A 23,285-nucleotide genomic window follows, 5' to 3' on the forward strand; every position below is an offset into this window, starting at 1 on the left:
GCATCATATTTTTCTCTGTCTATACGTATGTTTTAGTAGGTAGGGCTTGTATTTGCTCTGCGTGTTCACTAAGACAGGTGGGAGGAAATGATGATGTCAGATGTCAACGCCGGGTTGGCCATCGTTGCTGGACTGGTTTCTTTTTTTTCACCGTGCTGCTTGCCACTATATCCATCCTATTTATCGTATATAACAGGAATGTCGGCACGTGAACTGGCTGAACGACGGCACAGGGCAGAGGTTCGCTATCGTACGATGGGACACACGCTTGCTTTTGTATTAGGCTTTTCAGTTGTTTTTTATTCACTGGGGGCAAGTGTCGGGTTGCTTGGAGAATGGTTTGCCAATTATGGGGATACGCTAAGAGTCGTAGCGGGGCTACTTATTATACTCATGGGTCTGGTATCTCTTGGTTTCGTGCGTCCATTATTTCTAATGAGAGAGCATAAGCTGCGCTGGACATGGAAGCCTGCCGGTTACGCCGGTTCCTTTGTAATCGGAATTGGGTTTGCGGCAGGCTGGTCACCCTGTATCGGTCCTATGCTAACAGCTATTATCGCTTTGGCGGCAGTAGAGCATCACATTTGGTTCAAGCTGATTACTGGCTACGCACTTGGTTTTGCGATTCCGTTTTTTGTATTGGCTTTGCTGGCAGGCTCTGTTAAGTTATCGTCCCGTTATACTTCCATCCTTATCCAAATAGGTGGCATGCTGCTTGTGATCACTGGCGGTCTGCTGGTAACGGATCATATGACAGATGTTACGCTTTTTTTACAACGGATTACCCCGGATTGGATGCTGGTTATGTGAAATATTCGATACGACTTAAAGGGAAATGTTCAAAAATGCGTTCTGTGATAAACTCCCGTAGTGCATTTTGCTGTTCATCGGGATAAACATATTTATTCTGGCCCCAGCGGCCCCATTTTTTCTTACGTTTCTCTATGTCCATTTCCAGTTTGGTTTTCGGGTAACGCTTCTCGATAACAGCTTTGGATGTTTTGGTAAAGCGATGCTGAATTAATTCGAATGTCAGATCCTTCGTAGCATGCTGGGGCAAGGTTTCTCCCAATCTACGCAGCAGCTCTCCGTATCCTTCTTCCCAGCCGTCATACCAAATGATGGGTGCGATGATGAACCCCAGCGGATAACCGGCCCGTGCGATTTTGCCCGCTGCTTCAATACGTTCCTCAAAGCGCGAAGTTGCAGGTTCAAACTGTTTAATAACATAATCGGAATTAATGCTAAATCGGATGCGAGTATGGCCATTATGTTTAATATCCAGCAATGGATCAACATGATGATATTTTGTAACAAAACGAAGTCGGCCAAATTCCTCATCTGCCATGAAACGAATCAAGTCTCCAAGTGATCCAGTGATATGCTCCAAACCAACCGGATCAGAGGTACAAGCTGCTTCAAAACGAGTAATTTCAGGCGCCCGCTCCTCGATATAGGCTTTAGCTGCTGATATGATATCGTCAGTATTGACATAGATCCGAATATACGGCTTTGCTCCTAAGGTTGTTTGTAAATAACAGTAGTGACAGTGCCCCATGCAACCAGTCGAAATAGGGATGGCATATTCGGCAGAGGGCTTGGATTGGTCAAAAGTTAATGTTTTACGGATGCCGACAACCAGTGTCTTTTTTGCCATTCGGTATTTTTCAACTTCAGTTTCACCTGGTAAATTGGTAATTCGGTTGTGAGAGGTCGTCATACGATACGGAATATCCTTGGCTTTGACCCAATCCATAATACGCTGGCCTTTGGGATAATTTAGTGCGTCTGGTTCAAAAAACACCAGATCAGGCATGAATGGCTTGGTTCCTCTGATTTGGACAGGAGTACGCTCAAGCGTAGACATGGCTAACGCTCCTTTCGAAATAAATCCTCTGTGCTCTGGTGTCCAACTCTAAAGCATCTCCGCAGAAAGCGACGATACAGGGGCGACAACATTAGTGTACCCTGCTTAAATTGAACAAATCGTGGCAATAGATGTGAGTGGAGGGACGAGACTTGCCAATGAGCGATGATAACATGTATCATTACATAGTAGGTTTAATGCAGGAAATGAAGGCGGTAAGCGCCCGTTCAATAACAGAAAAGAGGGAAACAAGTGCCAACGCCAAGCATGGAAGATTATTTGGAGCGCATTTACCAACTGATCGATGAGAAGGGATATGCTCGTGTCTCGGATATCGCAGAGGGTTTGGAGGTGCATCCTTCGTCCGTCACCAAGATGATTCAGAAGTTGGATAAGGACGATTATCTTGTATATGAGAAGTATCGGGGACTGATTTTGACACCGAAAGGGAAAAAGGTCGGCAAACGGTTGGTTGACCGCCACCAGTTACTAGAGCAATTTCTGGATATGATTGGGGTTGACAAGGACCTAATATATAAAGATGTGGAAGGTATTGAACACCATTTGAGCTGGGATTCCATTACACGTATCGAGACATTGGTTGAATATTTCCGCCGAGATGAAGATCGCTTGCGCCAGCTTCATGACATACACAAGGAATTGAGTGGAGATTCCTAAAAGCATCTGTCCTTACGGACAATGCTTTTTTTTATTTTCCTGACCGCAACAAATATCCGGTTATTAGCGTCTATCCATTATATAGCAGGACAAGATAGGGGTTAAAATTAACTGGGGTAGCGGAGGATTATAAAGATATGAATCGGAAGAAAATAGGGCTCATGGCTGCGGGTCTACTCTTAGCAGTACAGACTGCCATCGTGCCTGGAGTTCAAGCGGCATCAACTGGTGAGATTGAGATTATATTGGATGGACAGTCCCTGCAAAGTGATGCATCACCGTACATTGTACAGGGCGCGAATGTCACGATGGTTCCTTTGCGAGTGATTAGTGAGGGATTAGGCGCACAGGTCAACTGGTCGGCATCGTCTGGTACGGTAACGATTACAGCACAGAACAAAAATATATCTATGGATAATGGTGCACAAAGCGCTACTGTGAATGGCAAGTCGGTTCGATTGGACGCATCTGCGCGTATGTCAAGTGGGAGAGTCATGGTACCACTGCGTTTTGTTGGGGAAGAGTTGGGGTTAAAAGTAGACTGGCAAGCCTCAGAGCGGGTCATTACGTTAAGCAGTGGTAAAGAAGGTGCCTCTACTGGTGGGAGTACTTCTGTGGGAAACAGCAGCTCAACATCAAATAACTCAGCATCTGGCAATCAGGAGAGTGTTAGTACCGATCAGGGAGCCAAGGAGGATGGACAGGACGCTGTTACCTCACCGTCAACCTCTACTAATGAGGAAGGTTCAGGTTCCTCACAGGGGGATGTGGCTCAGGTGAAGGCTACAAGCTCTATGCGTGGAGCATGGATTTCCACCATTAATGGAGACTGGCCTTCTTCATCTGCACGAAGCAGTTCCGAGAAGCAAAAGCAGGAGTTTACAAAAATGCTCGATGATTTGCAGGGTATGGGCATTAACGCGGTATTTGTTCAGGTTCGTGCCAGCGGGGATGCGCTTTATCCGTCTGATCTTGTGCCATGGAGCAAGTATTTAACGAATACCCAGGGTAAAAATCCAGGCTATGATCCGTTGAAATTTATGATTAGTGAATCACATAAGCGGGGGATGGAATTCCATGCCTGGTTTAATCCGTTCCGTGCTAATTCTACAGGAACAACTAGCGGTTTGGCAGCAAACCATGTGGCTAATCAACATCCGGATTGGATTGTTAAGAATGGTAGCCAGTTGTACATCAATCCTGGAATTCCAGCTGCACGTCAGCATGTCATTGCTGCGATTATGGAGGTCGTAAACGGATACGATATTGACGGTGTCCATTTGGATGATTATTTTTATCCTTACAGCGGGACTTTTGATGATGACGCGACTTTCAAAGCATATAACGCCAACAAAATCTCTAACAAAGGTGACTGGCGGAGAGATAATGTAAATAGTTTTGTTCGCGATTTGGGCAAAAGCATTCATGCCAGCAAGTCGAAAGTTCAATTCGGGATTAGTCCTTTTGGCGTGTGGCGCAACAAGTCTCAGGACTTAACGGGTTCAGACACCAAGGCAGGCGTTACTGCTTATGACACGACATTTGCAGATGTAAGAACCTGGATTAACAAAGAATGGATTGATTATGTAGCTCCACAAATTTACTGGAGTATCGGTTTCCCAGCAGCTGGATATGACAAGCTTGTCGCATGGTGGTCCAATGAGGTCAAAAATTCAGATGTTAAGCTGTATATTGGCCATTCCCCTTATAAAATCGGCACCCCTGAAAAAGGATGGCAATCCGCTCAAGAGTTAATTAAGCAGCTTGAACTGAACGAGAATTATAAGCAGGTCAAAGGGGATATTTATTTTAGTGCACAGCATTTGCGGAAAAATCCATACGGACTCATTCAACTTCTTCAAAATTATTATCAATTATGATATAAATTGGATCATTTAGGTTCTATATGGACCTCCGTTCTCATACATAAGCAGTAGAACTGCTTACTCCCAAGAGAACGGAGGTTTTTTGATCTATGCTGATCAATGCTGTGTTCCAGGGTGGAGGGGTTAAGGGAATATCGCTGGCGGGTGCAGTTAAGGCTGCGGAGGAGCATGATATTGTATTCAATCGTTTGGCTGGTACATCATCAGGTGCTATTGTAGCTGCTTTATTGGCTGCGGGATATACGGCGGATGAAATGAAAGCCGTAATTGAGAAAACTCCCTTGGTCAAGTTGTTAAGACGTTCTCCAGTGTTCAATATTAAGTGGGTTGGGCCAGCAGCACGTATCTTTCTTAAAAAAGGGCTCTACTCAGGGGAGGCACTGGAGCATTGGGTACGCGAGTTGTTACGAGCTAAAGGAGTGCGTACATTCGCGGATCTACCTCCTGGCAAGCTGCGCATTATTGCATCAGATATTACGAATGGACGCATTTTGGTGCTTCCTGAGGATATCAAACGTTTTGGTATAAACCCCTCTTCACTAGAGGTAGCCAAGGCCATTCGGATGAGCACGAGTATCCCTTATTTTTTTGATCCTGTTATGTTAAGACTTGATTCTGCACTTGCCAAGGGAAAAACCTTTTCCCAGCAATTTGTATTTGTTGTTGATGGAGCCTTACTCAGCAATCTGCCTCTATGGCTTTTTGATGAGCCTGTCAATGAACGTGAGGCCAAAACGATTCCAACGGTAGGATTTCAAATGGTGGGCAAAACAGGGACGGAGACCAAGGTTTCTTATATACGAGGCCCATTGACCATGCTGCAGGCTATTTTTGATACCATGCTATCGGCACATGATGAACGGTATATTGAGCAGGAGAATCGGTATCGGACCATTAAAATTCCAACTTTGGGTATCCGCACTGCCCAATTCAGCATTTCACCAGAGCAAAGTGATTTGTTGTATGCTTCCGGTGTGCAGGCAGGAGAAGCTTTTTTCCACAAATGGAGCATCACTTCTTACCAGCAGCAGTATAGTAAGTATCAATTGATGAAAGATACCATGTACGCCATGAAATAAGCACCACTTACTGGCAGCTGAAGTAATTTTAAAGAAAGTAAAAAAGGAGCCTCTTCCCGGTCATATTGCAAAACACGGGTGATGGCTCCTTTGTGTTACATTTTAAAGGTTGATAATGATTAATGATATTTAGGTTGTTCCTCTTCATTTTTGCCCTTGGAACCCTCAATGACATGAAAAGGATACGTTTTGCGTTTGCTTGTAGTCTGCTGTTTACGTGCACTGGTTGTTTTGGCCATGGTGCGCACAGAGGGCTTAACTTTGGGAGTTCGCTTGCGTTGTACTGGCTGGTATTTGTACAGCAGAAATATAACTGCAAAAATAAAGACGGGGATTAGTAAACTAATGAGAAAGCCCCAGCTACCTTTCCATAGCATATCTACAATTCCATATGCGCCCAAAGCAAGGGTAAGCCAGAAAATAACGGCATGTCTGTACATCATTCACTCATCCTTTCACAGGATCAAGGACCGGACTGTTGAGAGTCTCCTTTACAGGTACATTTTCTAACTCAGCATCCAATTCAAGCATACGCTTAAATGAGGCAATCGATACCTCCACTTGATCATCGGTCGGTTCTTTGGTGGTAAGCAACTGCAGCCATAGGCCGGGGTAACCTAGATAACGAAGCACTGGAATTTCCCGAAGTGCATTGGTCAGCTTGAGAAATTCAAAAGAAAGACCCAATACGATCGGAAGCAGTAAAAGACGTTGCCCCATACGCTCCCACAGATTATCGTAGGTAAACAGGGAGTAGACGAGTACCCCGATAATCACGGTGAGCATAATAAAGCTGCTACCGCAGCGATAATGCAGTCGGCTATATTTTTGTACGTTGGCTGGAGTCAGTTTTTCCCCAGCTTCAAATGCAGTAATCACTTTATGCTCCGCGCCGTGATATTGAAACAGTCGCTTAATTAACGGAGTTTGGGAAATACCCCATAAATAAGCGAGCAGCAAAATCAGCTTAATAGCTCCTTCAGCGAGATTATGCAAAATCTGGTTGTGAAACAAGCCGTCAAACAGGAAACTCTCCACAACAACCGGAACGAGGGTTAATACAATTTTGCCAAAGAGGAAGGACAATATACCGACCGCAGCCACGCCGATCATCATGCTCAGGCTCCAACGGGATTCCTCTTTTTTCTTTTGTTCAGCGCGTTCTTCCGGATCTACTTCATCATCAGCATACGCATCGGCTGAATAGTTCAAATGCTTGGTGCCCTTGGCACTGGAGTCGATGATGCTGACAATCCCCCGCAATAACGGAATTCTGCGGAATTTGGACACCCAGGATTGCTCCTTACGTGGTACTTCCAAATATGTGATTTCGCCAGATTTGCGGCGAACTGCCGTGACATTGACACGCTTGCCGCCGAACATGACACCTTCAATGACTGCCTGACCGCCGTAGCTCACAGGCTTGGATGCTTGTGACAACCGTCTCACCTCTCTTAATACATGCTTTTTTGTATATTGTATCGAATTTGGAAGGGAATATCTAGTTAGACGAAAATGGGATGTAGTGACCTGCTAATTTTATCATCCGAAAAGGAAATTTAATCATAACGGAGAAGATGGAAATCCTTGTAGTGTGGGGAGATATCATGCCATAGGTTTAAAAAAGCATTTATGAGAACGGTCAGACTGCCCCCATAAATGCTTATTATCGCCAGTTATAAAATCAGACGGAATCGCCGGATCAAATTCATTGCGTAATTGCCCCGACAGTCTCATCCACCAGTCCCTTTGACGAGACCGGGCCGCCAAACGTCCATGTTGTACTGGCCAACGGATAAGTACGTTTTTCTTTGACGAATTTCAAACCGTTCCAAACAGAATTGTTTTTCATAGATGAGCCGAAAACATTATCGTCTGGCTGCACAATATAGATAAAGTTGCTGTCCTGAACGGCTGACAGAGCTTCAATGCCAACCGTTGAAAAGCCATACGATTCAACCTTGCTCGGTTTCCAATCGTTAACCAAACCGATCTTCGCCAGTGTTCCCACAACGACTGAATTATCTGAAAACATACGCAGACTGGCTGCATTTTGCGAAGTAAAAGCCTGTGTCAGTATAAAATGGAAATCCGATTTGTTTGCAGCGGCGAGCTTTTGTTTGGCTTCGGCATAATGCTGATCCAGATCGGCAAGTACCTGCTTAGCTTTATCCTCTTTTCCAAGAGCGACTGCGATACTATTAAAAATCTTCACCATCTTATCATAGTCGTAGCCGTTACCATCGTTCAGATTATATTCAATCGTCGGTGCGATGGCCTTGAGTTGCTCATAGATTGCTTCATTCCCATCAAAATTGGATATGATGAGATCCGGCTTTAATGAAGCAATCGCCTCCAAATTAGGCTCGTTGCGTGTACCGACATCGACCACGTTACTGTCCAGAGCCGCCTCTGGAGTCACATACACCTTATAGTTGGCATTGTCCGCATTACCAACTGGCTGAACGCCCAATGCAATCAAATCCTCCGTAAATGTCCATTCAAGCACCACGACACGCTGCGCGGGCTTGTCAAGCGTGAGTTCACCACGATTATGCTTTACTGTCACAGGACCGGTCGCTGCTTCAGTGGGTTTGCTACCCGACGTAGTTGTCTGACCTTTATCTGCTGCATTGTCAGTTGCTCCACAACCTGCCAGTGTGAGCATAAAAGTCAGTAACAATAAGAATCCGATAAATCCCTTTTTCATAGATTGCGTTCTCCTGTATAAACGTATTATAAAATGATAATGATTATCATTTTCATCAATATATTATGAAACAGGATTGAAATTTTGTCAATGCAAAGATTATTAAATCCACTCTTCGACTTCATTGTTAAACTGCTCCCCATTGGAGCATACTACCTCTCAAAATGGATAGGCACGAATTTGGTGGAAGTACACATGCTTTTCCTTATAACAATGAGTCCTTACCATGAGAAAATTTATTCATTTTGAAAGGAGATCCAACCACATGAGTGAAACTTACTCTATACCGAAAATAGGTCGTGATCAGGAACAGTCCCGTGAATCTCAAAATCAACGTAATCATAATGACAACAGTAGCAGAGGCAGACAACAGTCAGGCAAAGTACATACACCGCTCATTCCCTTTGCACTTGAGCTGGGTTTTTTTGCGGGTTTGCTCTGGGGATTGCTGCGCTGGCTGTTTTATACGCTGCACTTTACAGTAGTGGCGCCTGGCTTTCTGGCAGAGCCGTTTTTCAAGCATTCGTTCATGAACACCATGGCAGGGCATTTGGTGGGGTTGCTGTTTTTTATTGGATTGTCCGTGGTAGCGTCATTGGTGTACACCCTGATTTTGCGCAGGTTTAATGGCCCAATCCCCGGTATTATATACGGTCTGATTTGGTGGGTTATTTTATTTGTGTTAACAGGCCCTAAGTTAGGGATGATGAACCCTCCTTATCGATTAACATGGAATTCCATATATACGGAAGTTTGCGTATTTATACTGTGGGGACTATTTATCGGATATACCGTTGCTGTCGAGTATACGGATGAAAGAATGCGCGAGCCTGAGAAGGCTGGGGACAGAACGTAACAAAAACTTCTCAAGCGCCTATCCCCTGTGTTAAAATAGCATTTGGTTATTTGACAGAGGGGAGCGGAATGAAGATGAAGAATGACCGGGTGCTAAAGTTGCGGCAGGCGCTGGGCGAGCATAACCTGCGGGCTATGCTGATTACTAGCCCTGTCAATCGTCGATATTTGACAGGCTTCACAGGTTCAGCGGGCTATGTGCTGATTACAGAATCCCATAGTTATTTGCTGACTGACTTTCGTTATATGACACAAGCGACCGAACAAGCCCAAGGCTTTACGGTAGTGCAGCACGCTGCGCAGGTCATGGAAACAGTAAGAGAATTGCTGTCTTCCCATCAGATTAGCGAAACAGGCTTTGAGCAGGATGATGTAACTGTTGCGACACATAAAGCTTATAGCGAAGATCTGTCACCTATTAAGCTTGTTCCGGTATCGGGCATTGTGGAAAAGCTGCGGGTGTACAAGGATGCGGAAGAGCTCGAAGTGATGCAACGGGCAGCGGATTTGGCAGATGCTACATTTGCACACATTTTACCTTACATCAAACCAGGAGTCAGCGAGCGTGAGCTGGATCTGGAAATGGAATTCTTCATGCGCAAGCAGGGAGCTACTTCTTCTTCATTTGACACGATTGTGGCATCCGGAGTTCGTTCGGCATTGCCTCATGGAGTAGCTAGTGCAAAGTTAGTACAAGCAGGTGAGCTAATTACGTTTGATTTTGGTGCGTTGCTGGATGGCTACTGCTCCGATTTGACCCGTACAGTGGCTACACAAGGGGATTTGGCGCCTCAGTTGCGCGAGATCTACGATATTGTACTTAAGGCGCAGCTTCACGCACTCGAACATATTAAGCCGGGCATGACAGGCCGTGAAGCGGATGCGCTGACCCGGGATATTATTGCTAGCCATGGGTATGGAGACAATTTCGGACACAGTACAGGTCATGGTCTGGGTCTTGAAGTGCATGAATCTACACGTCTGTCGAAGGCAAGTGATGATATTCTGGAGCCGGGCATGGTTGTAACGGTCGAACCAGGTATCTATGTGCCTGGATTGGGCGGTGTACGGATCGAGGATGATATCGTTATTACAGATAACGGCATCAAAGTATTAACGCATTCGAGCAAAGAATTTACAGTCGTTTAATAACGATAACAGTCCTGTAGGAGGGGTATTTTAGTGATTAACGTTAATGATTTTAAAACAGGTTTGACCGTCGAGGTAGACGGAGATATTTTTACAGTTCTGGATTTTCAACACGTAAAACCAGGTAAAGGCGCAGCATTCGTACGCTCCAAGTTGAAAAACCTGCGTAATGGTAATACGGTTGAACGTACATTCCGTGCGGGTGAAACAATCGGCCGGGCGCAAATCGAAAATCGTGGTGTATCTTATCTGTATGCTAGTGCAGACGATCATACATTCATGGACAACGAAACATATGATCAATTTACATTGTCCAGCGATCAGCTGAAATGGGAGCTTAACTTCCTGAAAGAAAACATGAATGTAAATATCATAAGCTACAACGGAGAAATCCTGGGTATCAACCTGCCTACCAGCGTGGAACTCAAAGTAATTGAAACAGAACCAGGTATTAAAGGGAATACAGCTACAGGTGCAACCAAAAATGCTAAACTGGAAACAGGCTTGAATGTTCAAGTTCCTCTGTTTATTAACCAAGATGACGTATTGTTAATTGATACTCGTGACGGCAAATACATGTCTCGCGCATAGAATTTACATTTTCAGGTATCCTCTGTCCTTATTAAGGGCAGAGGATATTTTTATATGTACGAATATTAAAAAACATTGGCTCCACACAGCACTTTCGTATTATACTGTACTAAAGTTATGCCGCAGGATGTCACGCTCAAATCGTTTGGTGCCATCTCAAGGTTACATACTGTTGAGTCTGAGGGAGTGAATATCGTTGTCTTTGTATGTCATGAAATTCGGAGGCAGTTCCGTCGGTGACACGGAGCGCATGAAACGCGTGGCAAAACGCGTCGTTGAGAAACAGAGTGAAGGGCATCAATGTGTAGTGGTCGTTTCCGCAATGGGAGACACAACAGACGAATTGATTGACCAGGCCAAATTATTAAATGAGCAGTTGCCTGCACGTGAGTTGGATATGTTGATGACGACAGGCGAGCAAATTTCAATCGCATTGTTGTCGATGGCTATTCAGCAGCTGGGTCATGAAGCGGTATCGTTTACGGGATGGCAGGCAGGCTTCCGTACTGAATCTGACTTTGGTCGGGCTCGGATTACGGATATTCAACCTCAGCGTGTGCTGGATGCACTGAGTAGCAACAAGATTGTTGTTGTAGCAGGTTTCCAGGGGATGTCTGCAGATGGAGATATTACGACGCTGGGACGTGGTGGTTCTGATACGACGGCCGTTGCGCTGGCGGCGGCAATTCAAGCGGATGCCTGTGAAATTTACACGGATGTGGACGGCATATATTCAACAGATCCACGGATTGTGAAGGTGGCACGTAAGCTAAAAGAAATTTCTTATGATGAGATGCTGGAATTAGCCAATTTAGGTGCGGCTGTTTTACATCCCCGTGCGGTAGAGTATGCCAAACATAACCGGGTACCGTTGATTGTGCGGTCCAGTTTTAACCATAATGAAGGAACAGTCGTAAAGGAGGATGCAGTAATGGAGCAAGGCGTTGTAGTCAGTGGAATTGCATATGATAAAAATGTAGCAAGAATCAGTATTTTGGGCGTTGCAGATATCCCTGGTGTACTGGCAAAAGTTTTCGGAACACTGGCAGCAGCCAAAATTGATGTAGACATTATTGTACAGAGCGGGGTTGAAGCTGGAAAAGCAGATTTCTCCTTTACGGTAGCTCTAACGGATCGTGAAGCTGCACTTAAGACGCTGGAAGGTATTCGCGGGGAGCTTCCATACCGTGAAGTAACGTCTGAGGAAAATTTGGTGAAGGTCTCCATAGTAGGTGCAGGTATGGTTAGCCACCCGGGTGTTGCAGCACAAATGTTTGCCGTGCTGGCCGAGCAAGGCGTTAGCATTAAAATGGTAAGCACATCCGAAATCAAGGTATCGTGTGTAATTGAAGCTGGAAAGCTTCATGAGGTTATCCAAGCGTTGCATACAGCTTATAATCTGGATACCGAGGAGCAAGCGTTTGTAGGCGGCCCTAAAGACCGTCGTTAATAACATCAATTGATATAGAGAAATGCTATGACGGGGAAAGGTCGATAAATTATACGTTCCCTATTTATAGATTGATAAATCATAGAATACAGCAGTAGGTTAAGAGGTTGTTCCATCAGTGAGAGACAGACTGTGGAACAGCCTCTTTTTGCTGTAAATCTAGCTTCTATATTTAAGGGTATCCCTTAGCCACCAAGGCATCGAGGGAGCCTTTTTTTATTATACAAAGCAGGGAAAGGTGCTTGAATGAGCGGGGAAAGGTCCGCTGAGCATGGATAGGAGTGATCAAAGGTTCGACTGGATTTTCAATATATTTTCGGCATAAAAAGCGAGAGTCAGCCATAGACTTGTCTTAAAGAAAAAGGACAACTGTGAGGAGGCGGCACTGGTATGGAATGGCTGGAGTTATTTCCGGAACCGTTGCACGGTATACTCGGAAGGCTTCCAGAAACGGTATTTAAGCAACTGGAAGAAATTCGGGTCCGGGAAGGAAGGCCGCTGGAAGTTAATGCGAATGGTGATCATCATTTTGTAACGACTGCTGGTCGGCTGACTTTGAATCCTGTTGAAGCCTATAAGCCTAACCGCGAGGATGCCCACCGATTGCTGGATTTTATCAGTAATCATTCCCTGTACACCATGGAAGAGGAGCTTCGCAAAGGGTTTATTACCATCCCTGGCGGTCATCGTGTTGGCTTGGCAGGGAGAACTGTGCTTAACCGAGGGCGAGTAGAGCATTTGAGGGATATAAGCAGCTTTAATGTACGAATTGCTCGGGCCATTCCTGGCATAGCTGATCGGATATTGCCTTATGTAGCGGATCAAAAATCCGGGACGATACGGCATACGCTCATCTTGTCACCGCCTCAGCATGGCAAGACGACGTTGCTTAGGGACTTGGCTCGACAACTGAGTTACGGAGGGATGCAAAGCAACGGAGGGCGACGAAATGGACTTAAGGTGGGCATTATAGATGAACGTTCTGAGATCGCCGGTAGTCACAAGGGCATCCCCGGCTTTGATGTCGGACCTCGCACCGATGTATTGGACGGATGTCCGAAAGCGGAGGGTATGATGATGATGATTCGCTCGATGTCACCGGATGTCCTGATTGTGGATGAAATCGGGCGGCCAGAAGATGCGGAAGCGGTATGTGAAGCGCTTCATGCAGGCATCGCAGTCATTGCTTCCGCACATGGTCGTGATGTGGCTGAAATGGCGAGCCGATCTGCCTTTGCCGGATTAGCTACAGGACAGGAGCTGTTCCAGCTCTATGTCATGCTGGAGCGGACGAGCCGGGGCGTCTCTTTTCGGCTGGCAGATGCCAAGCAGCGCAGGCTGACACTGCCTGGAGAAGGGCAGAACGGGGGCATCTCCTATGCTTAAGCTGCTGGGAGCTGTCTTGGTTATACTAGCCACCACACTGGCAGGCTGGCAGCGGGCGAGACAATTTGCCATGAGGCCGCGGCAAATCAGAGAGTTAATTCTCGCACTGCAAAGACTGACCACCGAGGTTTCTTACGGGGTGTCTCCGTTACCAGATGCATTCGCCAAGACTGGAGAGCCCTTGCGAGAGCCGCTGCGCTCTCTGTTTCAGCAAGCCTCACGCTGGATGCACCCCTCTTTTGGCCTGACCGCCAGAGAAAGCTTGCATAAAGCGATTGAAGTCTCGTGGAGCCGTTCCTCTATGAAGCAGGCCGAGAAGGAAGCGATGCGTCAGCTTGCTTACAGCCTTGGAACCAGCGACCGTGAAGACCAGATCAAGCACATTGCGCTGACCATCCAGCAGTTATCCCATGAAGAAGCGCAGGCGCAGGCAGATCAGGTGAGATACGAGCGTATGAGCAGAAGCCTGGGACTGCTGATCGGAGCATTGATCGTCATTTTGATCTATTAGCGGGGTGCTCGAATGAATTTAGAAGTGAACGCAATTTTCCAGATTGCCGGAATTGGCATTATTATCGCTATGATTCATACCGTACTAAAGCAAATGGGCAAGGAAGACATGGCACACTGGGTGACGGTCATCGGTTTCGTTGTCGTGCTGTTCATGGTGGTACGAATGCTGGATAACCTTCTGCAAGAGATCAAATCTATTTTTCTTTTTCAGTAGGTGAACACATGGAAATCATACAAGTGGTGGGCTTCGCCCTCGTTGCCACAGTCCTCATCTTAGTTATCAAGGAACAGAAGCCGATGTTTGCCTTTTTGATTGCAACAGCTGCGGGAATCGTCATTTTTTTGCTGCTGATTGGCAAGATCGGATCTGTGGTTGCCGTGCTGGAGCGACTGGCCAGGTCTTCAGGGATGGACATGATTTATTTTAAAACCGTATTAAAAATAATCGGTATCGCTTATATTGCTGAATTTGGAGCACAGATCGTACGGGATGCGGGACAAGACGGCATAGCTTCCAAAATAGAGCTTACTGGAAAGGTACTCATCATGGTACTCGCAATCCCGATTATCAGCATTATTATTGATACCATTCTGAAGCTGATGCCCGCCTGAGGGGGTGATGCCATGAAACGGCTGGGGGGCATGCCGAATCTCAAAGTTATTGTGATTTTGCTGCTATGTCTCTGGTGCGCCTCGGCTGCGGTCCTCTTCGCAGATACACCTACAAACGAATGGATCAGACAACAGGCGGAGCAAATGCCCAAAGATGATGTTGAACATTATTGGGACGGACTCATGAAGCAATACGGCGGATTTTTCCCTGACCAGAAAACGCCTTCTTTCATGGACATGCTGCTTCCGGGTGGTGAAGGATTCAGCATAAAAGGTGTGTTGATGGCCATAGCTGATTTTTTCATCCATGAAATCCGGGTGAATGCCAAGCTGCTCGTCACCATCGTCATGCTTAGCATTATGAGTATGGTGCTGGAAACGCTGCAAAGCGCTTTTGAAAGCAAGCAGGTCAGCAAAGTTGCCTACGCTATCGTGTACATGGTCATTATCATTTTGGCGATTAATAGCTTTAGTGTAGCGATTGGTTATGCCAAAGAAGCAATTGACAGCATGATTCATTTCATGATGGCGATGTTGCCCTTGCTGTTTACCATGTTGGCCTCGATGGGTAACGTTGTCACCGTTTCGGTGACCCACCCGCTGATTGTATTTATGATCAACACGGTCGGAACAGTTATTCATACGCTTGTTTTCCCGCTGCTGTTCTTCTCGGCTGTGCTGTACTTGGTCAACTCGCTCACGGGCAAATACAAGCTGACCCAGTTAGCTGATCTACTGCGGAACGCGGGTGTTGCCGTGCTGGGAGTGCTTCTGACTATTTTTCTAGGAGTCATTTCGGTACAGGGATTAACCTCTTCGGTTACTGACGGATTAACAATCCGTACAGCTAAATATATTACAGGTAGCTTTGTTCCGGTGGTAGGCAAGGCGCTGGCAGATGCGACGGATACGGTCATTTCGGCATCACTGCTCGTTAAAAATGCCATCGGCCTTGTGGGAGTCATCATTATTTTGTTCCTGTGTGCTTTTCCTGCTCTCAAAATTCTGACACTAGCTCTCATTTATAAAGTGACCGCAGCAATCATGCAGCCTTTGGGAGATACGCCTATTGTGGAATGTCTGGATGCCATCGGCAAGAGTATGATTTATGTTTTTGCGGCACTGGCGGCAGTGGGATTAATGTCCTTCCTTGCGATTACCGTCATGCTCGCAGCAGGTAACATGACGGTCATGATGAGGTGAATACATGCACATAATCCAACGAGAGGGAGGCGAGTGACGTGACCTGGCTGGGAGGCTGGCTCAAGGAACTAGTGCTAATCGTGCTGCTGGCTTCTTTTGTCGATATGATCTTACCGAGCCGATCTATGGAAAGGTATGTCAAACTCGTACTCAGCCTGCTTGTATTGCTGACATTGCTGTCTCCGATTGTGCGCTTGCTGAGCAGCAGTCCCTCAGAGGTTCTGGGGCGCGCATTGGATCTGCAACGCCAGGCAGAGACAGGTAATAGGGAACCGACATTGGAAGAGATCTTAGCCAAAGGCAAACAGCTAAAGCAACAGCAGGAACAAAGCTCCATGCAATGGGCAGGCAAAGAGGTAGCTAAGGAAATGAAAGGGCAATTGGAGCAGTACACTGGGTTAGCAATTCAGTCGGTCCAGGTGACCCTTACGCAGATTCAGCAGAAAGAATCGGGGCTAGAGGCAGGAACGGGTGTTCAGTCAGTAGTGGTTAAATTGGCGGAGCAGAAGGCAGAAAAAGAAGAAAACACAAACATCCCGCTGGGTACAGATGTCAAGCCGATTATGGTGGAGCCTGTAGCTGAAAAGACAGTGAATATTCGTGTGGAGCCGACACAGTCAAAACCCTCTAATCATAATGAAGGAACGCGAGAAGATGATCGTAGTCCTGACGAAACCACAGAGAATGGCAAATCTGCGGATCAGAAAGCTTTTGGTTTAATCACAGGAATTCTACGTGAAAAATGGGGGATCGACAGCACACATGTTCAGGTGATTAATTCGCAGGATGGAACACATGAATGGTAACAGGAGGTGAACCGAAATGGGCAAATGGAGGAAAAAGCTGGAGCAATGGATGGGTGGAGGGGGGGACGGAGCGAAAAGGTTCAATTCATTTCGTTGGCTACTTATTCTTGGCCTTATCGGTGTAGCGATTATGCTCTTTAATTCATTCGTTAATGTGAAAAAAGTCGACCCGGAAAACGTAGGGAGAGAACCGCCTGGCGTAATGAAAAATGAGCCTGCGTTAGAAACAACGGTAGGTGAGGACAGTTCCTTTGCCGGAATCGAGAAGGCTTTTGAGGACAATATGAAACAGATGCTGGAGCAGATTGTTGGCGTAGGAACCGTCGATGTCATGGTTACGGTAGATTCTACCGAAGAAGTGATCGTTCAACGGAATGTGAAAGACATGCAGGAAGAAAATAACGAGTCGGACGCCAATGGTGGACAAAGGCACACTACTCAATATACACGCGATGGTGAGATTGTCACCTATGAATCATCGGGCGGTCAGCACACCCCGATTGTTACCAAAAAAGTAAAACCACAGGTAAGGGGAGTGCTTGTTGTGGCTATGGGGGCAGAAAACCCTACGGTGAAGCAGCTCATTGTGGATGCTGTGCAGAAGGGACTAAACGTACCTTCATACAAAATATCAGTCGTTCCGCGTAAGCAGGGATAATATGGAATTGGGGAACAAAGAAGTTAATATTGCAAACCACTTATGAATATGGAGGACAGAACATGAATAATAAAAGACAAACCGTTTGGCTGGTGTCCATGCTGAGTTTAATGGTGGTACTGTCTGCATATTATTTGTTTACGGAGGACTCAAGTCCGGTGAATCCGCCAGTAGCGGACAGCGAGCAGGTGAGCAAGGTTAAACAGGATGCTGCACAGGAAGCAACGACAAAGGCAGAAGAACAAATGAACGAACTGAAAGTAAATGAAGTAGTAACCAATGGAGAAGTAACTGACGGAACGGCAGAGACTTCCACAAAGGACACAGCTTCTACAACTGATCCAGCAACAGAACCATCAAAAGGTGATAAAGACACAGCCGCCGCCCCTGCTACTGAATCGACTGCATCCAATCAAAACACAACTACAGCTAAGACAGGCACGACAGCTAAAAGTGATGACAAAGCAGCTTCTAGCGCCAAAACCGACAAGCAGGTACTTGATCAAGTAGCAAACGAACAAGCAGCCCAACCAACAGCGGCAGCTGTGATTGACAACTATTTACTGGAGCGGGATGTGGAAAATCAAAAGAAAAATGACGAGCTGACTACGGCAATGAATGATAGTACACCGCAGAAAGCTGCAGAGGCACAAAAGGAATTGCATGTACTTGAAGATAAACAGGCCAAAATTACCGGCATCGAAGAAGAACTGCAGCAGCAATTCGCCAATGCAGTCGTCCGCGAGGAAGATGCTGATAAATACAAAGTAGTGGTTCTGAGTGAAAAATTGGATGCTAAGCAAGCGGTAACGATTGTCGATAAAGTCATGAAGGAATTAAACGTAACGCAGGACAAGATCAGTGTCCAGTATGTTACACAATAAGACAAAAAACGCGAAAAAGCCCGGATTTCTGCACAATCCCGGGCTCTTTCTATTTTTAATGATTGTGATATAATACATAAAGCTGTTTCAAAAATGTTATCAGCAACCGGCAAAATGCTGAAGGAGTGATTAATAGAGATGTTTAAATTAAGCGAGATTAAGGAATTGATCAAGCTGGTGGATGAAACGTCTGTGCATGAGCTTGAAATTGAAAATGAAGGAACTCGCCTCATGATCCGTAAACCGGGTAAAAGCGAGATCGTTACGGTACAGGCTCCTGTAACAGCACCTGCTTATACAGTGGCGCCACAAGCTGCAATTCCGAATCCACAAGTACAGTCCGATGTTGGACATGCAACTGCTGGGGAACCGAAGGAATATGCAAGCAATCTACATAAAATCGTATCTCCGATGGTAGGCACTTTCTATAGTTCTTCATCCCCGGATACGGCTCCGTATGTGAGTATCGGCAGTAAAGTAGGCGATAAAACAACGGTATGTATCATTGAAGCGATGAAGTTGATGAACGAGTTGGAAGCTGAAGTGAAGGGCGAAATTGTGGAAATTTTGGCCGAAAACGGACAGTTGGTTGAGTATGGCCAGCCATTGTTCCTTGTGAAACCGGAGTAAAAAGCTTGTTTGACCCCTTTTTGAGGGTTCGGCAAGACTGCTCCCAGGGAGGATAAAGTCATGACATTTCAAAAAGTATTAATCGCGAACCGTGGAGAAATTGCAGTTCGTATCATTCGCGCTTGCCGCGAAATGAATATTTCGACAGTTGCCGTCTATTCGGAAGCTGACAAGGATTCGTTGCATGTGCGTCTCGCAGATGAGGCTTACTGTATCGGACCGACGTTGTCTAAGGACAGCTATCTTAATTTTACGAACCTGATGAGTGTTGCTACATTGACTGAATGTGATGCCATTCATCCAGGTTACGGATTTTTGGCGGAAAATGCAGACTTCGCTGAAATTTGCGAATCATGCAATATTACGTTTATTGGACCTTCTCCTGAAGCAATTAACAAAATGGGAGATAAGGCTGTAGCCAAGCAGACCATGAAGGATGCCGGGGTTCCGGTTATTCCAGGTTCAGACGGACTGGTTGAGGATGTACAGGATGCAATCAGTATCGCACGTGATATCGGATATCCGGTCATTATCAAGGCCACAGCAGGTGGTGGTGGTAAAGGTATTCGTATCGCTGAAGATGAGGATAATCTTATCCAGCAAATCACGACTGCTCAGCAGGAAGCGCAGAAGGCCTTTGGCAATGCGGGCGTGTATCTGGAAAAATATCTGACAGGTATGAAACACGTGGAAATACAGATCATAGCGGACAAGCATGGTAATGTTGCCTACTTGGGTGAACGGGACTGCTCTGTTCAGCGTCGTCGTCAGAAGTTGTTGGAGGAAGCACCATGTCCAGTACTTTCACAGGATGTTCGTGAAGAAATGGGACAGGCAGCTGTTCGTGCAGCTTTGGCCGTTCAATACTCTGGCGCAGGTACGCTTGAATTTTTGCTTGGTCCGGACAATAAATTCTATTTCATGGAAATGAACACGCGTATTCAGGTGGAGCACCCAGTAACAGAAATGATTACCGGTGTAGACCTGATTAAAGAAATGATTTCGGTTGCTGAAGGGCATCCGCTTTCCTTTACGCAGGAAGAAGTCACGATTAATGGGTGGGCAATCGAATGCCGTATTAACGCTGAGGACCCGGATCGTAATTTTATGCCTGCACCGGGTAAAATCGGATTTTATCTGCCTCCGGGCGGTCCTGGAGTGCGGGTAGACAGCGCTGCTTATCCAGGTTATAGCATTCCTCCTTATTATGACTCTATGATTGCCAAGCTGATTGTATGGGCGCCTACACGGCAGGAGGCGATTGCCAAAATGAAGCGGGCTTTAGCTGAGTTTGCTATTGAGGGCATACCCACAACGATTTCTTTTCACCAGCGCTTACTAGAGCATCCGACCTTTATTGAAGGCGATTTTGATATTAAATTTTTGGAGGAAAACGAAGTTTAATCGGTATATTTCCTCAGTTTGTCATAATGAACGCCAAATGATATAGTATGGATAATAAGTGAGCATGTCTGCTTTGATATCCAAAGCTGGAATGAAACTTATTTTGACCGAAAGGTGTTGAAGGTATGAGCACAGTGCCAACCGAATTCGAACGTACAGAAATTGGGGAGATTCAAATTGCCCCGGAAGTTATTGAAGTCATTGCCGGACTGGCTACCGTTGAGGTGCCGGGCGTTGCGGGAATGAGTGGCGGATTTGCTGGCGGATTTGCCGAACTGCTAGGCCGCAAAAATTTATCTAAAGGTGTAAAAGTGGAAGTCGGACAGCGTGAAGCTGCTGTAGACGTCTCCGTCATTATTGAGTATGGTAACCGTCTGCCTGAGGTGGCTGCTGCTATTCAGCATAATGTTAAGCGTTCCATTGAAAACATGACAGGTCTTAACGTGGTAGAAGTGAACGTGCAAATTCACGATGTTCAATTCAAAAATGCTGAAAAAGTAGAAGAGCCGGAAGTGCTGGGCGCCGGACGGGTTAAATAGAGCGATACTTTGTACAAACCCCCGACCCTTATGGGTCGAGGGTTTACTCTAATTTAAGGAGGCTGTGCGTTTCGTGGCTAAAGTTATGGACAGACTTCTGCTGTTTTTGTACAGCTTAAGTATCGGAATTATCTCCATTCTCGCCATCCTCCTCCTGAGCGGGGCCATTCCGTATGTTTTAAGTATTGAGGATGAGCGAGTGGTGTGGTTTACCAGCTTGATTATTGCAGGAGTTCTGTTGTTATTGAGTCTTCGGGTTTTTTATATCTCTATTCGACGGAACCAAACCGTACAGCATTCTATTGATCAGCGAACCGAATACGGTGATATTCAGATTTCGGTGGATACCATCGAAAACCTGTGCCTCAAAGCGGCTTCCCGATTTCGCGGGATGCAGGATCTGAAAGCACGCGTTCGTGTGTTGGAATCGGGACTTGATATTACGATTCGGGCGATTGTTGACGGGGAAAGCTCCATTCCGGTGTTAACCTCCGAGGTACAAAAGGGGGTACACGACCATGTGGAAGAGATTACAGGAATTCCAGTATCCAATGTGTCGGTGTACATCGCTAATGTTTCTCAGTCACCAAGCTTTAAGAGTCGTGTGGAATAGAGGTGATTTTCCCTGATGCCCTGGAAAGAAATATGGGGAAGTTACAAGGGCCGGATCATGGGGATCACGGCCGGTATTTTTTTCGGTTTTATTTACTTGTGGGCAGGCTTTTGGAATATGTTGTTCTTTGCATTGATGGTGTTCATCGGATATACGCTAGGAAGACGTAGCGATTCAGCGCTTGGTCCATTCTTCCCTTGGAAAGAATGGAGCGAATGGTTGTCGCAGCGTTGGCGTCCTTTTAAATGAACCCTGTGATACGTGTTCTCCAAAATACAGCTGTAGCTTATTTGCGCCCAACGGTTTTGGAGGATGCGTTCACAGGTTTTTTTGTGGAAATTGGTTAGAATGAAAAATAGATATAGGTAAGCGTAGGAGGCAGGGCATGAAAAGACGTCTGGCGAGGGAATTAGCGGTACAGAGTATGTACCATATGGAAATGAATGAAGTGGAAGCGGCGGCAGCTGTGGACATGCTGCTTCAGGAAGCGGCTGAGGAAAACGAAGCCGAAGTCGTAATTAAAAACTCGGCAGTGTTAAGAGCGTATGTTTTGGAGCATGTGCGTGGCACATGGGAGCACAAGGAAGCGATTGACGGGCTGTTGGCGGATTACCTGAAAGGCTGGCAGATCAGCCGACTTTCACGTGTAGATCGTCAAATTTTGAGGCTTGCGGTATATGAAATGATTTTCCGCGAGGATGTTCCAGCCAAGGTAGCAGTCAATGAAGCAATTGAGTTGTCGAAGCACTTTGGTACCGAGGAATCGGGTAAATTTGTTAATGGTGTGCTGGGACGAGTGATACAAGAGCTGGAGCAATTGAAAGCACGTTTTTAATTAGAGACTACTGAATCAGGTTGGGGAGTGGTTAAACATGTCAGCACCGATCATTGATGGTAAACAAATCTCTCAGGATATTCGGGCAAGCATTCAGCAAGAGGTCATTCGTTTGAAAGAACACAGCTTTCAACCCGGACTGGCTGTTGTACTGGTAGGCGAAGATCCTGCTTCTCAGGTGTATGTTAAAAATAAGGAAAAGGCGTGTCATGATCTCGGCTATTACTCTGAGGTTCATCGATTGGCGGCAGATACTTCGCAAGAAGCATTACTGAAACTGGTGGATAAGCTGAATCATCAAAGTAATATCCATGGGATTTTGGTGCAACTGCCATTGCCAAAGCATATTCAGGAAAAAGCTGTCATTGACGCGATTGCAGTGGAGAAAGATGTTGACGGATTTCATCCGGTAAACGTAGGGAATCTGGTCATCGGCGATGATAGCCTATTGCCTTGCACTCCCGCTGGAGTCATTGAGTTAATCAAACGCGCTGGAGTAGAAATAGCTGGTAAACATGCAGTTGTTATTGGTCGCAGTAATATCGTGGGCAAGCCTGTATCATTATTGCTGCAGCGTGAAAATGCTACGGTTACGATGTGTCACTCTCGTACAGCGAATATTGCCGAGCTCAGTAAACAAGCGGATATTTTGGTCGTTGCCATCGGCAAAGCCAATTTCATCGATGCTTCGTATGTAAAGCCGGGTGCAGTAGTTATCGATGTGGGAATGAATCGTCTGGAGAACGGAAAGCTGGCGGGTGACGTTGATTTTGAGAGCGTAAAGCAAGTGTCCGGTCCGATTACGCCTGTTCCCGGCGGAGTAGGCCCAATGACGATTACAATGCTGATGCAAAATACGCTCGTAGCGGCCAAGCGGTCGCACGGTTTGGCATAAAGGCAGCTGCCTGTGGCTGAACAACAACGTATTTATTCTATA

27 protein-coding genes are annotated in these 23,285 nt (G+C 46.0%); 23 read left to right on the forward strand and 4 right to left on the reverse strand.

Going from position 1 to position 23,285, the window contains the following annotated elements; genetic code table 11:
• The first annotated feature begins 93 nt into the window (after positions 1-93).
• Positions 94-810, forward strand: a complete 717-nt coding sequence (locus G9G57_RS09145; RefSeq protein ID WP_164964913.1) for a cytochrome c biogenesis CcdA family protein — start codon at positions 94-96, stop codon at positions 808-810.
• Here G9G57_RS09145 and splB read toward each other — a convergent pair.
• The gene (gene splB / locus G9G57_RS09150; RefSeq protein ID WP_017427491.1) at positions 803-1,867 is read right to left on the reverse strand and encodes a spore photoproduct lyase; all 1,065 of its coding nucleotides are present in this window, start codon (positions 1,865-1,867) and stop codon (positions 803-805) included. The two genes, G9G57_RS09145 and splB, sit on opposite strands and share 8 nt — an antisense overlap.
• Before the next feature lie 252 nt (positions 1,868-2,119).
• On the opposite strand from splB, the gene mntR reads away from it, so the two are divergent.
• The 3 genes from mntR to G9G57_RS09165 all read left to right on the forward strand — a co-directional run bounded on the left by mntR (position 2,120) and on the right by G9G57_RS09165 (position 5,510).
• Positions 2,120-2,545 (forward strand): transcriptional regulator MntR, encoded by a 426-nt coding sequence (mntR, locus tag G9G57_RS09155; protein ID WP_007430946.1) that lies wholly within the window; start codon positions 2,120-2,122, stop codon positions 2,543-2,545.
• A gap of 137 nt (positions 2,546-2,682) precedes the next feature.
• Entirely contained in the window at positions 2,683-4,425 is a 1,743-nt protein-coding gene (locus G9G57_RS09160) for a family 10 glycosylhydrolase (RefSeq protein WP_090890109.1), read from the forward strand.
• 95 nt (positions 4,426-4,520) lie between these two features.
• A complete protein-coding gene (locus tag G9G57_RS09165) occupies positions 4,521-5,510 on the forward strand; it encodes a patatin-like phospholipase family protein (protein WP_090890111.1) in 990 nt (329 codons plus the stop codon).
• 119 nt (positions 5,511-5,629) lie between these two features.
• Here the strand turns inward: G9G57_RS09165 and G9G57_RS09170 are convergent, their stop codons facing one another.
• The 3 genes from G9G57_RS09170 to G9G57_RS09180 all read right to left on the reverse strand — a co-directional run bounded on the left by G9G57_RS09170 (position 5,630) and on the right by G9G57_RS09180 (position 8,220).
• Positions 5,630-5,950, reverse strand: coding sequence for a hypothetical protein (locus G9G57_RS09170; RefSeq protein ID WP_185156680.1), 321 nt, complete (start codon positions 5,948-5,950; stop codon positions 5,630-5,632).
• Positions 5,951-5,957: 7 nt separating this feature from the next.
• Positions 5,958-6,950: a DUF1385 domain-containing protein gene (locus G9G57_RS09175; protein WP_164964867.1), complete on the reverse strand. Its 993-nt coding sequence runs from the start codon at positions 6,948-6,950 to the stop codon at positions 5,958-5,960.
• A gap of 268 nt (positions 6,951-7,218) precedes the next feature.
• Positions 7,219-8,220 (reverse strand): ABC transporter substrate-binding protein, encoded by a 1,002-nt coding sequence (locus tag G9G57_RS09180; protein ID WP_016822300.1) that lies wholly within the window; start codon positions 8,218-8,220, stop codon positions 7,219-7,221.
• Between the two features lie 265 nt (positions 8,221-8,485).
• On the opposite strand from G9G57_RS09180, the gene G9G57_RS09185 reads away from it, so the two are divergent.
• The 19 genes from G9G57_RS09185 to folD all read left to right on the forward strand — a co-directional run bounded on the left by G9G57_RS09185 (position 8,486) and on the right by folD (position 23,243).
• The gene (locus G9G57_RS09185; protein WP_164964868.1) at positions 8,486-9,076 is read left to right on the forward strand and encodes a YqhR family membrane protein; all 591 of its coding nucleotides are present in this window, start codon (positions 8,486-8,488) and stop codon (positions 9,074-9,076) included.
• A 74-nt stretch (positions 9,077-9,150) separates the two neighbouring features.
• Positions 9,151-10,224 carry a M24 family metallopeptidase gene (locus G9G57_RS09190; protein ID WP_039269268.1) on the forward strand — a complete coding sequence of 358 codons (1,074 nt, stop codon included), beginning with the start codon at positions 9,151-9,153 and terminating at the stop codon, positions 10,222-10,224.
• Between the two features lie 33 nt (positions 10,225-10,257).
• Entirely contained in the window at positions 10,258-10,815 is a 558-nt protein-coding gene (gene efp, locus G9G57_RS09195; RefSeq protein WP_013371789.1) for an elongation factor P, read from the forward strand.
• A 196-nt stretch (positions 10,816-11,011) separates the two neighbouring features.
• Positions 11,012-12,265: an aspartate kinase gene (locus G9G57_RS09200; protein WP_013371788.1), complete on the forward strand. Its 1,254-nt coding sequence runs from the start codon at positions 11,012-11,014 to the stop codon at positions 12,263-12,265.
• 390 nt (positions 12,266-12,655) lie between these two features.
• A complete protein-coding gene (gene spoIIIAA, locus G9G57_RS09205) occupies positions 12,656-13,651 on the forward strand; it encodes a stage III sporulation protein AA (RefSeq protein WP_164964869.1) in 996 nt (331 codons plus the stop codon).
• The gene (gene spoIIIAB / locus G9G57_RS09210; protein WP_013371786.1) at positions 13,644-14,162 is read left to right on the forward strand and encodes a stage III sporulation protein SpoIIIAB; all 519 of its coding nucleotides are present in this window, start codon (positions 13,644-13,646) and stop codon (positions 14,160-14,162) included. Before spoIIIAA ends, spoIIIAB begins: the two co-directional genes overlap by 8 nt.
• Positions 14,163-14,174: 12 nt before the next feature.
• Positions 14,175-14,378 carry a stage III sporulation protein AC gene (spoIIIAC, locus tag G9G57_RS09215; RefSeq protein ID WP_010345636.1) on the forward strand — a complete coding sequence of 68 codons (204 nt, stop codon included), beginning with the start codon at positions 14,175-14,177 and terminating at the stop codon, positions 14,376-14,378.
• Between the two features lie 8 nt (positions 14,379-14,386).
• The gene (gene spoIIIAD, locus G9G57_RS09220; protein WP_013371785.1) at positions 14,387-14,776 is read left to right on the forward strand and encodes a stage III sporulation protein AD; all 390 of its coding nucleotides are present in this window, start codon (positions 14,387-14,389) and stop codon (positions 14,774-14,776) included.
• Between the two features lie 12 nt (positions 14,777-14,788).
• Entirely contained in the window at positions 14,789-15,979 is a 1,191-nt protein-coding gene (gene spoIIIAE / locus G9G57_RS09225; RefSeq protein WP_017427498.1) for a stage III sporulation protein AE, read from the forward strand.
• 38 nt (positions 15,980-16,017) lie between these two features.
• The gene (spoIIIAF, locus tag G9G57_RS09230) at positions 16,018-16,785 is read left to right on the forward strand and encodes a stage III sporulation protein AF (RefSeq protein WP_044785233.1); all 768 of its coding nucleotides are present in this window, start codon (positions 16,018-16,020) and stop codon (positions 16,783-16,785) included.
• A gap of 16 nt (positions 16,786-16,801) precedes the next feature.
• Positions 16,802-17,443: a stage III sporulation protein AG gene (gene spoIIIAG / locus G9G57_RS09235; RefSeq protein ID WP_016822293.1), complete on the forward strand. Its 642-nt coding sequence runs from the start codon at positions 16,802-16,804 to the stop codon at positions 17,441-17,443.
• Positions 17,444-17,505: 62 nt separating this feature from the next.
• The gene (locus tag G9G57_RS09240; protein ID WP_164964870.1) at positions 17,506-18,327 is read left to right on the forward strand and encodes a SpoIIIAH-like family protein; all 822 of its coding nucleotides are present in this window, start codon (positions 17,506-17,508) and stop codon (positions 18,325-18,327) included.
• A 138-nt stretch (positions 18,328-18,465) separates the two neighbouring features.
• The gene (gene accB / locus G9G57_RS09245) at positions 18,466-18,957 is read left to right on the forward strand and encodes an acetyl-CoA carboxylase biotin carboxyl carrier protein (protein WP_016822291.1); all 492 of its coding nucleotides are present in this window, start codon (positions 18,466-18,468) and stop codon (positions 18,955-18,957) included.
• Positions 18,958-19,017: 60 nt separating this feature from the next.
• Positions 19,018-20,361, forward strand: a complete 1,344-nt coding sequence (accC, locus tag G9G57_RS09250) for an acetyl-CoA carboxylase biotin carboxylase subunit (RefSeq protein WP_013371779.1) — start codon at positions 19,018-19,020, stop codon at positions 20,359-20,361.
• 125 nt (positions 20,362-20,486) lie between these two features.
• Positions 20,487-20,900 (forward strand): Asp23/Gls24 family envelope stress response protein, encoded by a 414-nt coding sequence (locus G9G57_RS09255; RefSeq protein WP_013310820.1) that lies wholly within the window; start codon positions 20,487-20,489, stop codon positions 20,898-20,900.
• Positions 20,901-20,973: 73 nt separating this feature from the next.
• Positions 20,974-21,513: an alkaline shock response membrane anchor protein AmaP gene (amaP, locus tag G9G57_RS09260; RefSeq protein ID WP_013371778.1), complete on the forward strand. Its 540-nt coding sequence runs from the start codon at positions 20,974-20,976 to the stop codon at positions 21,511-21,513.
• Positions 21,514-21,528: 15 nt separating this feature from the next.
• Positions 21,529-21,762 (forward strand): DUF2273 domain-containing protein, encoded by a 234-nt coding sequence (locus tag G9G57_RS09265; RefSeq protein ID WP_016822290.1) that lies wholly within the window; start codon positions 21,529-21,531, stop codon positions 21,760-21,762.
• 136 nt (positions 21,763-21,898) lie between these two features.
• Positions 21,899-22,348: a transcription antitermination factor NusB gene (gene nusB / locus G9G57_RS09270; RefSeq protein ID WP_016822288.1), complete on the forward strand. Its 450-nt coding sequence runs from the start codon at positions 21,899-21,901 to the stop codon at positions 22,346-22,348.
• A 37-nt stretch (positions 22,349-22,385) separates the two neighbouring features.
• Complete coding sequence (folD, locus tag G9G57_RS09275; RefSeq protein WP_016822287.1) at positions 22,386-23,243, forward strand: bifunctional methylenetetrahydrofolate dehydrogenase/methenyltetrahydrofolate cyclohydrolase FolD; 858 nt, start codon at positions 22,386-22,388, stop codon at positions 23,241-23,243.
• Positions 23,244-23,285: the final 42 nt, after the last annotated feature.

The organism is Paenibacillus sp. EKM211P, assembly GCF_011066175.1.
Classification (GTDB): domain Bacteria; phylum Bacillota; class Bacilli; order Paenibacillales; family Paenibacillaceae; genus Paenibacillus; species Paenibacillus polymyxa.

Coding starts and splice junctions, on each gene's coding strand:
- G9G57_RS09145 (WP_164964913.1), top strand. CDS start 94: ATGTCAGATGTCAACGCCGGGTTGGCCATCGTTGCTGGACTGGTTTCT.
- splB (WP_017427491.1), bottom strand. CDS start 1,867: ATGTCTACGCTTGAGCGTACTCCTGTCCAAATCAGAGGAACCAAGCCA.
- G9G57_RS09160 (WP_090890109.1), top strand. CDS start 2,683: ATGAATCGGAAGAAAATAGGGCTCATGGCTGCGGGTCTACTCTTAGCA.
- G9G57_RS09165 (WP_090890111.1), top strand. CDS start 4,521: ATGCTGATCAATGCTGTGTTCCAGGGTGGAGGGGTTAAGGGAATATCG.
- G9G57_RS09170 (WP_185156680.1), bottom strand. CDS start 5,950: ATGTACAGACATGCCGTTATTTTCTGGCTTACCCTTGCTTTGGGCGCA.
- G9G57_RS09180 (WP_016822300.1), bottom strand. CDS start 8,220: ATGAAAAAGGGATTTATCGGATTCTTATTGTTACTGACTTTTATGCTC.
- G9G57_RS09185 (WP_164964868.1), top strand. CDS start 8,486: ATGAGTGAAACTTACTCTATACCGAAAATAGGTCGTGATCAGGAACAG.
- G9G57_RS09190 (WP_039269268.1), top strand. CDS start 9,151: ATGAAGAATGACCGGGTGCTAAAGTTGCGGCAGGCGCTGGGCGAGCAT.
- spoIIIAA (WP_164964869.1), top strand. CDS start 12,656: ATGGAATGGCTGGAGTTATTTCCGGAACCGTTGCACGGTATACTCGGA.
- spoIIIAB (WP_013371786.1), top strand. CDS start 13,644: ATGCTTAAGCTGCTGGGAGCTGTCTTGGTTATACTAGCCACCACACTG.
- spoIIIAC (WP_010345636.1), top strand. CDS start 14,175: ATGAATTTAGAAGTGAACGCAATTTTCCAGATTGCCGGAATTGGCATT.
- spoIIIAD (WP_013371785.1), top strand. CDS start 14,387: ATGGAAATCATACAAGTGGTGGGCTTCGCCCTCGTTGCCACAGTCCTC.
- spoIIIAE (WP_017427498.1), top strand. CDS start 14,789: ATGAAACGGCTGGGGGGCATGCCGAATCTCAAAGTTATTGTGATTTTG.
- spoIIIAG (WP_016822293.1), top strand. CDS start 16,802: ATGGGCAAATGGAGGAAAAAGCTGGAGCAATGGATGGGTGGAGGGGGG.
- G9G57_RS09240 (WP_164964870.1), top strand. CDS start 17,506: ATGAATAATAAAAGACAAACCGTTTGGCTGGTGTCCATGCTGAGTTTA.
- accB (WP_016822291.1), top strand. CDS start 18,466: ATGTTTAAATTAAGCGAGATTAAGGAATTGATCAAGCTGGTGGATGAA.
- accC (WP_013371779.1), top strand. CDS start 19,018: ATGACATTTCAAAAAGTATTAATCGCGAACCGTGGAGAAATTGCAGTT.
- G9G57_RS09255 (WP_013310820.1), top strand. CDS start 20,487: ATGAGCACAGTGCCAACCGAATTCGAACGTACAGAAATTGGGGAGATT.
- G9G57_RS09265 (WP_016822290.1), top strand. CDS start 21,529: ATGCCCTGGAAAGAAATATGGGGAAGTTACAAGGGCCGGATCATGGGG.
- nusB (WP_016822288.1), top strand. CDS start 21,899: ATGAAAAGACGTCTGGCGAGGGAATTAGCGGTACAGAGTATGTACCAT.
- folD (WP_016822287.1), top strand. CDS start 22,386: ATGTCAGCACCGATCATTGATGGTAAACAAATCTCTCAGGATATTCGG.